Origin of the sequence: Nonomuraea sp. NPDC049158 (assembly GCF_040648335.1) — a bacterium.
Lineage (GTDB): Bacteria > Actinomycetota > Actinomycetes > Streptosporangiales > Streptosporangiaceae > Nonomuraea.
Genome location: NZ_JBEZDM010000051.1, coordinates 47,905 through 61,841, shown reverse-complemented (window position 1 = coordinate 61,841; position 13,937 = coordinate 47,905). Strand labels below are relative to the sequence as shown.

Here is a 13,937-nt window from a genome sequence, read left to right as displayed (position 1 = left end):
CTCGGTGACGTGGGAGGTGCTGAAGGTGCAGCCCTCGCACTGCTGCGCGGCGGGCCGACCGGGGTGCCACATGTGGAAGTAGGCGATCAGCTGGGCTCCGCCGCGAGGGCGGCGGCCAGACGCGGGCGGATCGCGAGCTCGCGGACTATGGAGGTCAACGCGGCAGCGGGTACGCCGTGCCCACCGACCAGAACGCTCCACAGGGTGGTCACCACCGACTTGTCGCTCATCGCCGCGGTGATAGCTGAGCCCTCGGTCGTCGCTGGGCGCTCGGTCATCGCCGGATGGGAGCCGTGCAGGGTCCCGAGCAGGACGTCGAGGAGGTCCTGATGCTGTCGCCGGGCGGGCTCGGCGCGTCTGGCGGAGACCAGCCGGGTCAGCGTCTCGACCGTGCGGCGGTGGACGCGGAAGAACCGGCGGTTGCGCGGCGAGGGTATCCACGCGGGAAGCTGGAAGCCGGCGTTCTCGAACGGGAGCAACGCCGCGTGGTTGGCCGCGAGCAACTCGGGGATGCCCGCCGCGTCCTCGCCCAGGCAGAGATCGGCCGCGACCTGCCCGGCGAAGTCGAGCATGACCGGCAGCACGTCGACAGTACGGCCCGCCGTCGCGTCGAGTACGGCGTCCAGGATCGCGACGATCCGGCGGTCCAGGCCCGCGACCGCGTCATCGCCCAGAGCGGGGCGCACCACGCGGCGCGCCCCCATCCACGGGTTGATCATCTCGCCGGCGCCGTGCAGCGCCGACGAGCCGGCGAACGGTGCCAACTCCGTGACGTAGTCGCGGTTGGTGGCGGTCAGAACCTGGTGGGTGAGCCGCGGGTCGATGGTGAAGACGACCCGGTCGTCGAAGGAGAACACGTCGCCGTAGTCACGATGATGGCGACGGAGAAAAGAGATGCGGTCCCTGTCGTAGTCGACCACATTGCCCATCAGCCAGTGACCGCGAGGCCCTGGTGGGCGTGCCGTGTCCAACTGGCTGGGCTTACTTACTTACCGTGGTGGTACGGCCAGTAGACGTATCTACCGCTGACTCGAGCCTTGCCGACGAGGCGGGCAGCCACATGACGTAACAGTCGCACGGCGCTGTCTCACCATCCTTCCTGATCGAGCGGGATAATGTGACTATGAATCATGTTTTCCACCCGGTCAATCCCTGATCGGCGTCCACGAACGCGCGCCAGGTATCCGTTGTCGCTGCGGGTAGATCATCCGTTTCCCGCCAAATGTCCTAGGGATGATCAAGAATGGCGCCATGGGATGGATCGGGATCGCGACGGGCCACGAGCTCACCGTCGAGGGGACGCGGCGGCCGGTGCTCGCCTGCCGGACGGCCGCGGGCGGCGTGCTGGCCAAGGTGCCCGCCAACGTCAGGAAGGATCCGATCGCGGTACGGCTCGCCGCCCTCTGCGACCGGCTCGGCGAGCACGCGCGGGCGGTGCACGACCAGGTCGAGTCCTGGATGGTGCGGTCGCTGCCCATCTCGGCCGCGGTGTTCGCGGCCGTGTGGGACGATCCGGTGTGGCGCGAGACGCTCACCGACCTGATCATCGCCCCGATCGTCGGCGGCACGCCCGACCTCGCCCGCCGCACGCTCCTGCGCGAGGGCGCGTGGACGGGCGCGGACGCCTTCGCGATCCCGCATCCGCTGCTGCTCGGCGACGAGCTGCCCATCTGGCGAGGACGGAACCTCACGCAGGTTGTTGAGCAGGTACGCCGCGAGGTGTGGACGCGCCCCGCGAGTATGGACCGTACGTTCGGCTTGGTCGACACGTTCGGATACATGAGCGCCCACTACGAGAGCGGCGCCGCGTTCGAGCGCCGCGTGCACGAGCTGGGCGGGCGTATCAGGGGGGACAGGGCACGGTTCACCGTGCACGCGCCCGAGCCGCTCGGCATCGAGATCGACCTGCACTGGAGCGGGCCGATGAGCCCGGCCTACATGTCGGGGCTGAGCTTCGCCGCGGGCGGCCGGGAGATCGGCGACATCGCCTGGTCCGAGGGCGTCCGCATTCTCATGGCTCTGTACGCGGACCGCACCGTGGACGAGACGGAGCCGGTGGTGGAGGCAGCCGAGGCGTACGCGCACTACTGTGACGCCCACCATGGCGAGCCCGGCACCGTGGTGCCCTCCGGCATCGTCGACCCGACGCGCGACGTGCTGCTGCGTGCCGGGGCGGTGCTGCCGGGCCCGCCCGCCGGCTCCGGCGAGGACAGGTGCGTCGCCGTCCGCTACGAGCACTCCGTCCTGGACGAGCCGGTCGTCGAACTCGTCCGGCGCGCGGCCGTCGACGGCGACAAGGCCGAGAAGTCGCTGTACGACCTGGACCCGGTGGCGGAGACCGGCGTCGGCACCGTGCACGCGGGCCCGCTCGGCTTCCTCGCGTCCGCCCTGCACCGGTATCCGGCGCACCGCGCCCGCATCCTGACCGCGCACACCGACCTGCGGGCCGCCCGCGGCCTGGCCGCGCGCAAGCCCGGCCTCGCGCGCACCGCGCTCACCCGTACCGGCGACGACCTGGAGACGCACGCGCGCGAGCTGCTGCCGCCGTTCTACGAGGAGTGCGCGCGGATCCTGGCCGCCGCGGGCAGCGCCCGGTTCGCCGCCGCCTTCTTCGAGAAGGCCCGCGCCGCCGAGGACGCGCACGCGCTGCCGGTCGACGAGGCCGCGCTCGTCGCGGCGCACCTCGCCGCGGGAGCGGACGCCGCCGGAACGGCCACGCTCAAGAAGCATGGCAAGCGGCTCGCCGCCCGCCATCCCGCCCCCGGCGCGTACCGCTGGCACCGCGGCCTGCTCACCGAGTGGTGCGAGGAAGTCCCGGACGGCGCGGACGGCGCGCTGGCCCTGGCCGATGGCTGGGCGGCGCTGGCGAAGGCCGCCGGGCACGCGCTCGGCGGGCCCGAGGACGAACGCGCCCTACGGGCCCTGCTGGAGAGCGGCTGCATGGAGTCGGCACCGCCGGCCCTCTGGACGTTCGTGCTCCCGTTGCTCGGCCCGATGGCGCAGGCGGACGCGGGCATCGGCCGCACGCTCCTCGGCATCCTGCCGCTGCCCGCCAAGGACACCCCCACGGCGAAGAGCGCGGCGGTGTCGCTCCTGCTCGGCAATCTCGCGGGCGCGGGCCTTTCCGCCCCGTTCAGCATGGTGCCCGGGGCGGTGGTGAAGGATTGGCTCGGCCGCTTCCTGAAGCTGTACGCGGGGCTCGCACTCCCGGTCGCCGGTCTCGGCGACCTCCTGCACGACGCCGGTACGCGGCTGCGCGCGGCGGGCCTCACCTGCGACGACCATGAGGCGGTACTGGGAGTGGACGAGGACGAGGTCAACCGCTGGGAGGAGACCGCCGCCGACCTCCCGCTCCTCGATCTCCTCCTGGACCGCGGCGTCCCGCTCGCGCGGCCCCGGCTGCTGCACACGTTCAAGCTGTACGACCGGCTCGCCTGCGGAGCGGGCACCGACCTGGCAGCCGTCGCCGCCGACCCGGACTGGGCTCCGCTGCTGCGCGACGCGATCGTGGGCAACGTGACCAACCAGCTCAACGTCACCGAGCCCGCCGTCCCGAAGCAGACCGCCCCCGAGACCGTACGGGCCCTGACCGCGACACCGGGAACGGCGCGGATCGTCGCCGCGATCCTGGCCGAGCATGCCGAGCGGGTTCCCGGTCAAGGGCTTCCGGACGCGCACGCCGCCCTGTGCGACGCCGAACGGTTCACCATCGCCGGAGTCCCCGGCCCCCTCCTGGACAGCGTCCGGACGATCGCGACCGGGACGGACCCGGCCCGGGCCCTCGCCGCCACGCTGAGCGGCGGCGTCCTCGACGAACTGGAGTTGCCCGCCTTCGTCCCCGGCCACGTCTACACCATCACCGACTACCTGGAGGAGAGCGGCACCGATCTGCTCCTGATCGAGTCCGGCCGGCTCTGGGAGCACAAGTTCCGCGCCTCCCTCGTCACACCGGATGGGGTCGGCTCATCACACGGTTTCGGAACGTACGAGGACATCTCCCACCGGTCCCACGAACGGACCGAGGCGCGCGACCTGTTCGACCGCTGCCTGATCGCCGTGAACGGCCGGGTGACCGTACTGGACCACGGCGGCCCGCACTGCCCGCACGGCAGCGCGCACCCCGCCGCCCGCCGTGTCGTACCGGCCGACGGCGAACGAGTCGTCTTCCCCGGTGGCGCCGAGGCCACCGTGTGGCGCGGCCAGGGCCGGATCATCGAGCTGCGGGACCCGGCCGGGCGGACCATCGGCCGCTACGTCCGCGGCTGGAGCAGGGTGCCCGAGCACGACGGCGCCGAGAACATCAGCACGGTCGAGCACCACCGCTACGCGTCCGGGACCCGCCTGGTCGCGCCGCCCGGCCGGTGGTCGGCGATGCGGCCGCGCGATCCCGAAGGATCCAGGGCGCTGCGCGCCGTCGACGAGAAGCAGGCGCAGGCCCTGATCGACGTCGCGGACGCCGCGCTCGCCGCCGACCTCATGCGGGTGCTGGACCCCGAGAGCAGGTACTCGGAGAAGGCCGCCGCCCGCGACGAGCTGGCGGGACGGCTCCGCCCGCTCCTGCCGGAGATCACCGACGAGTCGCTCTTGAGGGGCGTCACGTTCCTGGTGTGGACGGCCGTCGAATGCCGCGAGCGCGCGTTCGCCCTGCTGGAACGCCTGGCGCTGACCCCGCCGCCCCATCTGCGCCCGGCGCCCGCCTCCGTGGCACCCGCTGTCCAGTCCGAGAAGTCCCCCGAGCCGGACGATCCGGGGCCTGAGTCCGCGTACGAGAGGATCGTCCACTTCGCCCGTGCCGCCGTCGATGTGCCGTACGACAAAAAGATCGCGCTATTCGACGCCTCCGCCGTCGAGGGGGTCGAGAACACGCTGGGCCGCCTCGGCGCCGCCGTCCTGAAGGCCGCGTGGGGCGACGGCGGCGGGCGCGCGCACCTTCTGGAACTGGCCGCCGTCCCCGAACTCCTCCGTACCGACGGCACCTGGCACGTCGCCCGGCTGCGCCCGGAGTACGACCTCGGGCAGATCCGCTCGGGCCACGGCCCCATCGCGGCCGCCGCCGTCGCCGACTACGAGCAGGTGGGGCACGGGTACGCGGTCACGGCGCTCCTCCACACCCCGGACGGCCCCGACCCGCTCCTGTTCACCCGCAATCGCGTCGTCGAGCTGCGGACCTGCCGGGGCTGGGGCGACCCGGACCGGTTGCGGCGGGCGCTCGACCTGATCGCCGAGAACGGCCCGCCGCCCGTGGACCGGGAGGCGACCGTACGGGCGTTCGCCGAGGCCACCGGCCTGTCACCGGCCCAGTGCCTGATCCTGCTGTCCACCTCGGCCCGCACGCTCTCCTGGCCGGACGGCTGGGCGCGGGGCCGCGTCGCCGCCTTCGGCGAGGGCGACGCCGCCCGCGCCCGTGAACTCGACCTGACCGAGATCGAACTGCGCATCGCCGCGCTCTCCCTGGAGGCGCTCACCACCACCGACGAGGCCGTCGAAGTCGTCGAGCTGCTCATGGCCGACGATCCCGCCGACCTCTGGCGTACGGGCCCCGACCTGGACCGGGCGGTCGCATACTGGACGGAACGCCACCCGAGGCTCACCCCGCTCACCACCGAGCAGTGGGTCACCCTCGCCTCCGGCGCCGAGGACGCCCTGGAGGCGGTGATCGCCCTGCTCGGCGAGCGTCCGTCCGTACCGCCGCTGGGTCACATCGCCCGCGCTGCGAGGCTCCTGGCCGACCGCCTGCCCAAGGACCACCCCGCCCGTACGACCGCCGCCGCCCGCCTGCGTGGCCTGCACGAACACGTCACCAGCCCGGACACGACCCTGCCCATCGCCGCCGGGGTCACCTCGGTCACCGCCCTGGAACGAGCCGCCGGAGCGACCGCGGCCCACCTCCCGGACAGCAGGCTCGCCATCGGCGAAGCCCTCACCCTGGAGCCCGCCGGGGACGGCTACCGGGTCCACCTCCGCCCGTCCCGCTGGTCCGACCTGGACGCGCTGGCCCCGGCCCTCCGCCGCGGCGGCGCCACCGATGCCGCCCTGGTCATGGAGGACCTGCGCTTCCTCCGTTCGTCCGAGCCACTGGAGGCCGCGGCCCGCGAACCCACTCCCTGACCGTGCTGAACGAAAGGAGGCCGGATGGCGCGCGAGTGATCACGCCATCCGGCCGGCCCTGTGCTCCGGGGTCAGGTCTTGTCGGCGCCGTTCTTGGGGTTGCCGAGGCGCACCCCTTGGCGGTAGATGAAGGCCCATCTCCTGCAGACAGGGCGGACAAGGATGAAGTAGGCGTTGCAGGTCCAGTTCTTGAGCGTGCTGTAGAAGACGTCGTCCACCTGGGACTTGCGGTACCTGTCGAGGTAGTACTTGTAGTGCTTGTAGGTGTTGCCGATCAGGCCGTACCCGTAGTCGTGCATGTCACAGGCGGGCCGGAAGTCGAAGCCGGCCGGCCGGTCGGGGGCGTTGGTGCAGTGGTCGAAGGTGATGCCGACGACATAACGCTTGCTGGGGAGCTTCTTCCACAGCGGCTTGTGCCAGCCATTGTGCGCGACCCAGGACGAACAGCCGGCCCGCTGGTAGTACAGCCACTTCCAGGCGTCGTTGCAGTACGACGGGTACGCCTGGGGGTTGGAGATGTCGCCGGGCAGGAAGTCGCCCGGGGACGGCTCGGTGGCGTTGGGGTCGTTGATGCCGGTCGCGCCTTGCATCGGGTCGCCGGGGGTGGGCTGGGCGGTGCCCGTGGCGGTCGCGGTGGGGGCGGCGGTGCCGTTGGCGAAGGCCAGTTGCCAGCTGCCGTCGGTGGGGGAGTCGATGGAGGTCAGGCGGCCGAGCTGGTCGTAGCCATAGGTGGAGGCGGGGGAACTGCTCAGGCCAGGGTCGGCCACGGTGCGCAGCAGACCGTTGGGGTCGTATCCGTACTGGGCCACGGTCTGCGGGGTGGACGAGCCGGAGGTGAGGGTGATGTCTTTGAGCCGGCCCGCGAAGTCGCCGAAGGAGGCGCTGGTGGCCGTGGTCGTGGTGGCGTAGTGGATGGTGAGGGTTTCCTCGGGGGTTTCGCCGCCGGCCGGTTCCTTGATGGTGCTGATGCGGCCCTGGGGGTCGTAGGTCACCGATGAGGTGCCGTAGGCGGTGTTGCCGGTGCTGGTCGCGCGCCAGGTGTCGGTGCCCTGGAGGCCGTCGATCTTGTTCCAGGTGTAGGTCAGGCTGAGGTCGGCGTTGCTCTGGGTAAAGGTGTCGTCGCCGGCCTCCGTGGCGCCCTTGTCCATCGCGATGGTTTCGGTGATGGAGGTACGCATCGCTCCGGCGGTGGCGTCCCACCGGGTCGTTTCGGTGATCTTGGAGCCGTCGGTGCTCTCGTACCGCTGGACGCCGCCGCCGTCGGGGAAGGAGATGCTGCTCTTGAGGTCGTAGCGGGCGGTGGTGCCGCCGTCGAGTTCGGTGACGACGATGGCGCCGTTCTGGGTCTCCAGTTTCCGGTCGACCATCCCGCCGAGGAACTCCGCCGTCCAGCCGGGCCCGAACACCGCCATCTCAGGGCGGGAGGCCAGGGCCGACTGCGGTCGGGCCAGGTCACCGCCTCCGGTGGCCACGCCGTGCGAGCGGCCGATCGCCCCGGCCGGCACGTCGGTGTCGCTGATCTTGAAGGTGTCGGTGTCGGTGAAGTACAGCCCCGGACCGACCTGCTGGACGTTGTCCGGGTCCGCCTCATTGGTGGCGCTGGTGGCGGTGGCGACGGCGGACGCCGTCGGGGAGAGCAGGGGGAGCAGCACTGCCGCGACGGCGACCGTGAATGTTAATCGACGCAACCGGTCCTCCTCATGAAGAGCGCGAATTGATCCCCTGGACGGTAAATGATGGAAAGTCGCTCAACAAGGGTCTGGACAGATGTTTGAGTCGATGTTCAAATCACGTACGAAGCCACGCCTGGAAGGCGGTTTCCGGTAAAGCGCTCCGGCGATCGGCAATATGCATAAACGCAGGTGGGGCTGCCTGTGTGGCGGAAATGTGGTGATTGTATGGCGCCTTCGCTGATAATGCTTTGTGTAATGTAAAACGGTAAGCCGCGCGCCTGTTCAAACAACGTAACGCGATTTCTACGGCTGAATCCGCAGGTCGGCGAAGACGGCCCGGTGGTCCGATCCGGGAACGTCGTACACGTGCACGTCGGCCGCCCCCGCACGGCTGTCCGTGAGCACGTGGTCGATGGTCACCAACGGCAGCACCCTGCGCACCGACCAGGTGGGCGCCAGACCATGCCCCGTGGAGGCCGCCGCGTCCGTATAGCCGGTGGCCAGCAGGCGCCGGAACACGGCATGGTCCACCGTGGCGTTGAAGTCGCCCGCCAGGATCCGTGGCGCGCCGGTGGCCGCGGGCGGCGGCAACGTGGCGACCCCGGCCTCCCACTCGGCCACCGTGGAGGGCACCGGCGCCACCGGATGCACGACCACGACCTCGACCGCCGCGCCGCCCGGCAACGCCACCTCCGCCACGGGCATGTGGTGCCCGACCGGTTGGAACAGTCCCGTCCGCTCGCGCAGGGGATGGCGTGCGTACAAGCCGCTGCCATCCGCCCCCCACATCTCCGGCTCGACCACCTGGTACGGCAGCAGCTTCGCCAGCCCGGCCGCTTCCAGCCGGTCACGTTCCGCCCAGGTCAGCTCCTGCAGGCTGAGCACGTCCACGTTCAGCCTGCGTACCAGATCGACGACCGGCTGGGCTTCCGCGCGCCCGCCGTTGAGGTTCGCGGTCAGCACGCGCAACGGCCGCCCCGCGGCGGAGACCGTACCGCCGACCGCTCGCGGCACCACGCACGCGGCGAGGCACAGGCACACCGCCAGCATGATCGCGATCGCGACCCTGTTCCGCGCGCTGATCACCACCCCCAGCACGACCAGTGACGCGACCGCGAAGTAGGGCGTGAAGGAGACCAGCGGCACCAGCAGGGCCCCGGCCTCCAGACCGCCCAGCCGCACGGCCGTTCCGGCCGCGAACAGCACCGCGACCCCCACGGCCGGCCACGTTCCTCGGTGTCGTCGCGGCGGCTGGGCCACCGGCGAAACGCCGGTCGTCTTGTCCATGAGCACAGCCACGAATGTAGGTGGCCATTCTTAAATTCAGATGATGACGGGGCGGCCCGTACTTCCTCTCTCCCGAAAGGAGGTCCCTTCCTAGGGGCCTCGCCATGACGGGCCGTTTTCGCCCGCTCCCTCGGAGGGGCTCTGCCGCCACGGACCGTCTTCGTCCCCTACCCCGGAGCCCGAACGACCGTCACCGGGATTGAGACGGTCACGTAGCGGGCCACCCAGGGAACCCCTTGTGTCGCCACATTAAATCGTCTGATTTCCGTCTTGGACGCATTTCTTTCGACATGATCGGAACATGAACGCATCGCTGCGGGCCGCGCTCGTAGGGGCAGTGGTCGGACTGGCCCAGTTCGTCCTCCTCTGTATGCGGGGAGACAACATAGGACTGCTCGACCTGCTGATGACGGTCGTCCTGTCCTCCGGCCTGGGGTTCTTCCTGTGCTGGTGGGGCAGGTTGCCGCGCTGGTGGGGGGTGGGCCTGGTGGGCCCGGCCGTCATCGTGGCGTTCCTCCTCGCCCAGCTCCCCCTCGTAGGCGCCACCGAGACCTTGGACTCGGGTGACTGGCAGATGGGCCTGTCCCTCATGGGCCTGGGCGCGACCGCCTACCTGGCCGCGGGCGGCCTGTCCATGCCGGTGCACCGGAGGTTCCGCGTCATGATGGTCGCGGGCGTCGCCGTGGCGTACCTGGCCGTGTGGTCGGCACAGGACGTGCTCGCCGACGCGGCGCGCGCCCACAGACTGGCCCGTTCCGGGGTTCCGCTCGTCGCGCCCACCCTGCCGGATTACCGGCTCCGGTCCCTGGAGGGCGTGGACGGGCGGCTGGAGCTCGGGTACGAGCGTGAGGACGGAATCTGGCAGGTGGATGTCACTGTGAAGCAGGTGAGCAGGGTTAGTCCCAAGCGCGCCTGCGAGCTTGCCGTGCCGTACGACGGTCTCCCGGAGCAGGCGGAGTGCCGGCAGGTGTCACCGGGCGCATGGCTCCTCCCCGGCGACTCCCAGAAGATCATCTTCTCATGGTACGGCGACGCGCTGGTGCGGATCGAGAGCCTGACGCTGGGCGAGAAAGAGCTCATTTCGGTGCTGCGCACGTTGCACTTCGTCGAAGCCGGGGAGCTGGCCAGGCTCCACGAGGACTGAACCCACCACTGCCGAGCTGAGCGGCGAAGACGGTGTCTGCCCGCTTCGTGGCACAGTCGTGAAGCCATTTCGGACCACCGGGCAATCAGAGGTGACCGCCTTTTCCGAAATCAGATGGAGAGCAGTGCGTGACACCATCACGGATGCCAACGGGGCACCTGGCATGAGCGTCTCCGCCCGTCCGGGCATCGACCTCGACCGGATCTTCGACGAGCATTTCGCCGAGATCCACCGCTACATCGCCCGGCGGCTTTCCACGGACGACGCCGACGACCTGGCCGCCGAGGTCTTCCTCGTCGCGGCCAAAGGTGGATACGAAGCCTCGCGGGGTGAGGCCAGGCCCTGGCTGTACGGCATCGCCACCAAACTCATCTCCAGGCACCGCCGTAGCGAGATCCGCCGATGGAAGGCGCTCAGCCGGACATCGGAACGCGAGGCGCAAAGCCACGAGGACGCCACGCTCACGCGAGTCGCGGCCGGCAAGCTCACTGGCAGGCTCGCGGGGGCGCTTGCCGGTCTGAACCGCGGAGACCGGGACGTGGTGCTGCTGGTGGCGCTGGGCGGGCTGGCGCACCGGGAGGTCGCCGCCGCCCTGGAGATTCCCTCCGGCACCGTCGCGTCCCGGCTCAACCGGGCACGTAAGCAACTTCGCACGGCACTAGGCGACACCAACCCGCTGAAGGAGGCGCACGATGGATGAGGTCACGCTGCTCGCCCAGGCCGTTCCGGATGTGCCGCCGCCGTCAGCCGAGACCGTGGCCAGGGCCCGCGCGCGACTGGCCGCCCGTCAGGCTCCGCTACGCGTGCTCCGCACGCGCCGGCACTGGGGCTGGACGCTGGGCGCCGCCGTCGCCACCACGGCGGTCGTCACGACAGTGGTCATGGTGGTGTCGAACCTGGTCGGCGGCTCCGAACCCGCGCCACCGCCCGCGGCTCCGCCCTCCTTCGAGCGGGCGCCGGACGTCTACAAGGGGCTGGACCGTCTGGCGGACGCGAGGGCGTCACGGTCGGCGACGAAGGTGAGCCTCCGGTTCCGTCCCACGAGCAAGAAGATCGCGATTGTGGTCTTCTGCCAGACGCCTGGCTCGATCTTCATGAGCCGTGAGGGGACGAGTAGCGCCGGCGGCATGTGCGGCCCGGACGGTTCGCTCAGCATGCTCGCGGACAAGGCGTATGAGCCGGGGTGGCTCGGTCGTGAGCACAAGGTCACGTTCTGGGTTTTTCCTCCAGATGCGCCCGCCGTGCGGGGGCGCGGCTCATGTCCGTCCGGGTGCGAAAAGCAGTACGACCTGTCGAAGCCGGGGACGGCCGACCAGCTGGCCGCCAAGCTGGGTAAGCGTCCGGGGGGTTGGTCAGTAGCGGCATACGACGTTCCGGCTGGACCGACGGCCTCGTCCACCGGCTAGGTGGCGCCCCTCAGCGTTCGACTTCGACGTGGTAGCGGCCGTCGTCGTCGCGGTGCGCGCCGTGGATGTCGGTGGCCAGGTCGGGGAAGCAGCGGTCGAAGTCCTCCAGGGCGTGCAGGTACGCCATCAGCGCGCCGTCGGCGGGCCCTGTCGCCTCCCCGGGCATCAGCATAGGGATCCCCGGCGGCGTGACGACGACGGTGGCGGCGGAGATGCGGCCGGGCAGGTCGGCGAGCGGGACGCGTTCGGTGCGTGAGCGGATCAGGGCCTGGTAGCTGTCGGCCGGGGTGTGGACGGGCTGGGGGAGGGTGGTGAAGATCTGGTCGAGGAGCGCGCCGAGCTCGAGGGCGCGGAGCTTGTCGTGTACGGCGGCGCAGAAGCGGCGCAGCGTGGTGGCCGGCGGCCCGAAGCCCGGCAGCACCTCGGCCAGGGGCACGTCATCGTCATAAGCGCGTTTGAAGTCGGTGAGCGCGTCGATCAGCGTGCCCCACTTGCCCTTGGTGATGCCCATGGAGAACAGCACCAGCAGCGTGTGGTCACCCGTCTTCTCCACCGCGATGCCGCGCTCCCGCAGGTAGGTGGCGACGATCCGCGCGGGAATGCCCCAGTCGAGCGTCCCTTCGGCGGCGTCGGCGCCGGGGCAGGTGATCGTCACCTTGATCGGGTCGAGCAGGCAGTAGCCGTCGGTCAGGCCCTGGAAGCCGTGCCAGGCGGCGCCGGGCTCCAGCGTCCAGCACGACGGATCGGTGCTCAGCAGGACGGGATCGGCGTCGGCGAAGGCGACGGGCAGGCCGGTGTGGGGGTCGGTGACGTGCGTGGGCTGCCAGACGCCGAAGTACCAGTCCGGCCGCCGGCCGTCCTCCCGGATGCGGGCGGCCAGCCGGACCATGGCCTGGCGGAACCTGACCGCCTCGAAGACGGCCTCACCCGTCAGGTACGGCCCCGCCGGACCGTCCATCATCCCCGCCGCCACGTCCAGCGAGGCGATCATCGGGTAGAGCGGCGAGGTGGAGCAGTGCATCAGGTACGTCTCGTTGAACCGCTCGTAGTCCACCGGGGCGCGATCGGCCGACCGGATGTGCAGCATCGCCGACTGCGACAGGGCCGCCAGGAGCTTGTGCGTGGACTGGGTGGCGAACACGGTGGGGCGCTGCGGCCCCGGCAGCGTCCGCTCGTCCACGGCCATGCCGTAGCGGCGGGCGTACAGCGGGTTGAAGCGGGCGTAGGCGAACCACGCCTCGTCGAAGTGCACGCGGGGGACGCTCTCGCTCAGCAGCTCGGCGACCCGTACGGCGTCGTAGCAGAGCCCGTCGTACGTGGAGTTGGTGATCACGGCGTAGGCCGGGTCGGTCCGCGCGAGCGGGTGGCCGGCCAGGCGGGCACGCAGGGCGTCGGCCTGCAGCGCGGCGGGCGGAATGGGGCCGGCCAGGCCGAGGCCGTTGCGTTCCGGCACCAGGTAGACGGGGCGGGCGCCGCTGATGGTCAGCGCGTGCTGGAGGGACTTGTGGCAGTTGCGGTCCACCAGGGCGGTCTCGTCGCGGGCGATGGCGTGGTGGCCGACGATGCGGTTGGCGGTGGCGTTGCCGTTCATCACGAAGAAGGTACGGTCGGCGCCGAAGACGCGGGCGGCATTGCGTTCGGCGTCGCCGATCGGACCGGTGTGGTCCAGCGGTGAGCCGAGTTCGGGGACGGAGATGGACAGGTCGGTGCGCAGCAGGCGCTCGCCGTAGAAGTCGAAGAACGCCCGCCCGACCGGCGACTTCAGGAACGCGACGCCGCCGGCGTGCGCCGGGGTGTGCCAGGAGTACTGGTGGTGGTCCTGCAGCTTGCGCAGCGCGCGGAAGAACGGCGGCAGGATCCGCTCGGCGTACTCCTCGGCGGCGTGCGCGATGCGGCCGGCGATGAAGTCGGGGGTGTCCTCAAGCGGGAACACATAACCCTGGATGACCTCGTACACCCACAGCGGGAGCTCCTGTTCGGCGGTCATCAGGAAGACCGGCAGGCCGCGGAAGCGCTGGGTGACCGCGCCGAGCACCTGATCGGCGCCCGGCGCGTCCCAATCGGCCAGCATCCCGGACAGTGAGGCGTCCGAGCCGATCACCGCCAGCGCGTCCTGCGTGCGATGCGTCCAGCGCACCTGGACGCCGAGGTCGTCCATCGCCGCGCCGACGCGGCGGATCTGCTCGGCGAGTGCCGTGTCGGCGTCGGGGCGCTCGGCGACTGCGGCGAGAACCGTACGTTCCATGCGAAACTCCATGGCCGGGGGGACTGTCGCTCCGCTCTTTACCCTGAGTCGTTGATCGTCACTCAGGGTGCCCG

8 protein-coding genes are annotated in these 13,937 nt (G+C 70.8%); 4 read left to right on the top strand and 4 right to left on the bottom strand.

Annotated features, from left to right (window positions below; all coding sequences use genetic code 11):
• Nucleotides 1-86: 86 nt before the first annotated feature.
• Nucleotides 87-971 (bottom strand): cytochrome P450, encoded by an 885-nt coding sequence (locus tag AB0B61_RS52525; protein ID WP_358448964.1) that lies wholly within the window; start codon nt 969-971, stop codon nt 87-89.
• 280 nt (nt 972-1,251) lie between these two features.
• On the opposite strand from AB0B61_RS52525, the gene AB0B61_RS52520 reads away from it, so the two are divergent.
• Nucleotides 1,252-6,108, top strand: coding sequence for a DUF4132 domain-containing protein (locus AB0B61_RS52520; RefSeq protein ID WP_358448962.1), 4,857 nt, complete (start codon nt 1,252-1,254; stop codon nt 6,106-6,108).
• A 71-nt stretch (nt 6,109-6,179) separates the two neighbouring features.
• On the opposite strand, the gene AB0B61_RS52515 is transcribed toward AB0B61_RS52520, so the two are convergent.
• Both AB0B61_RS52515 and AB0B61_RS52510 read right to left on the bottom strand, forming a co-directional pair.
• Nucleotides 6,180-7,796: a phospholipase A2 gene (locus tag AB0B61_RS52515; protein ID WP_358448960.1), complete on the bottom strand. Its 1,617-nt coding sequence runs from the start codon at nt 7,794-7,796 to the stop codon at nt 6,180-6,182.
• Between the two features lie 288 nt (nt 7,797-8,084).
• Nucleotides 8,085-9,068, bottom strand: a complete 984-nt coding sequence (locus AB0B61_RS52510; RefSeq protein ID WP_358448972.1) for an endonuclease/exonuclease/phosphatase family protein — start codon at nt 9,066-9,068, stop codon at nt 8,085-8,087.
• Between the two features lie 301 nt (nt 9,069-9,369).
• On the opposite strand from AB0B61_RS52510, the gene AB0B61_RS52505 reads away from it, so the two are divergent.
• From AB0B61_RS52505 to AB0B61_RS52495, 3 genes are all read left to right on the top strand, one after another.
• A complete protein-coding gene (locus tag AB0B61_RS52505; RefSeq protein ID WP_358448958.1) occupies nt 9,370-10,212 on the top strand; it encodes a hypothetical protein in 843 nt (280 codons plus the stop codon).
• A 124-nt stretch (nt 10,213-10,336) separates the two neighbouring features.
• Nucleotides 10,337-10,912 (top strand): RNA polymerase sigma factor, encoded by a 576-nt coding sequence (locus tag AB0B61_RS52500; RefSeq protein ID WP_358448956.1) that lies wholly within the window; start codon nt 10,337-10,339, stop codon nt 10,910-10,912.
• On the top strand, nt 10,905-11,618 hold the full coding sequence (locus AB0B61_RS52495; RefSeq protein ID WP_358448954.1) for a hypothetical protein: 714 nt from the start codon (nt 10,905-10,907) through the stop codon (nt 11,616-11,618). The genes AB0B61_RS52500 and AB0B61_RS52495 overlap by 8 nt, the downstream gene beginning before the upstream one ends.
• Nucleotides 11,619-11,628: 10 nt before the next feature.
• Here the strand turns inward: AB0B61_RS52495 and AB0B61_RS52490 are convergent, their stop codons facing one another.
• Complete coding sequence (locus tag AB0B61_RS52490; RefSeq protein ID WP_358448952.1) at nt 11,629-13,863, bottom strand: Orn/Lys/Arg decarboxylase N-terminal domain-containing protein; 2,235 nt, start codon at nt 13,861-13,863, stop codon at nt 11,629-11,631.
• Nucleotides 13,864-13,937 lie beyond the last annotated feature (74 nt).

Excerpts from the sequence above, each read along its gene's own strand:
- AB0B61_RS52510 (WP_358448972.1), bottom strand. The coding sequence starts at position 9,068 with ATGGACAAGACGACCGGCGTTTCGCCGGTGGCCCAGCCGCCGCGACGA.
- AB0B61_RS52490 (WP_358448952.1), bottom strand. The coding sequence starts at position 13,863 with ATGGAACGTACGGTTCTCGCCGCAGTCGCCGAGCGCCCCGACGCCGAC.
- AB0B61_RS52495 (WP_358448954.1), top strand. The coding sequence starts at position 10,905 with ATGGATGAGGTCACGCTGCTCGCCCAGGCCGTTCCGGATGTGCCGCCG.
- AB0B61_RS52505 (WP_358448958.1), top strand. The coding sequence starts at position 9,370 with ATGAACGCATCGCTGCGGGCCGCGCTCGTAGGGGCAGTGGTCGGACTG.
- AB0B61_RS52520 (WP_358448962.1), top strand. The coding sequence starts at position 1,252 with ATGGGATGGATCGGGATCGCGACGGGCCACGAGCTCACCGTCGAGGGG.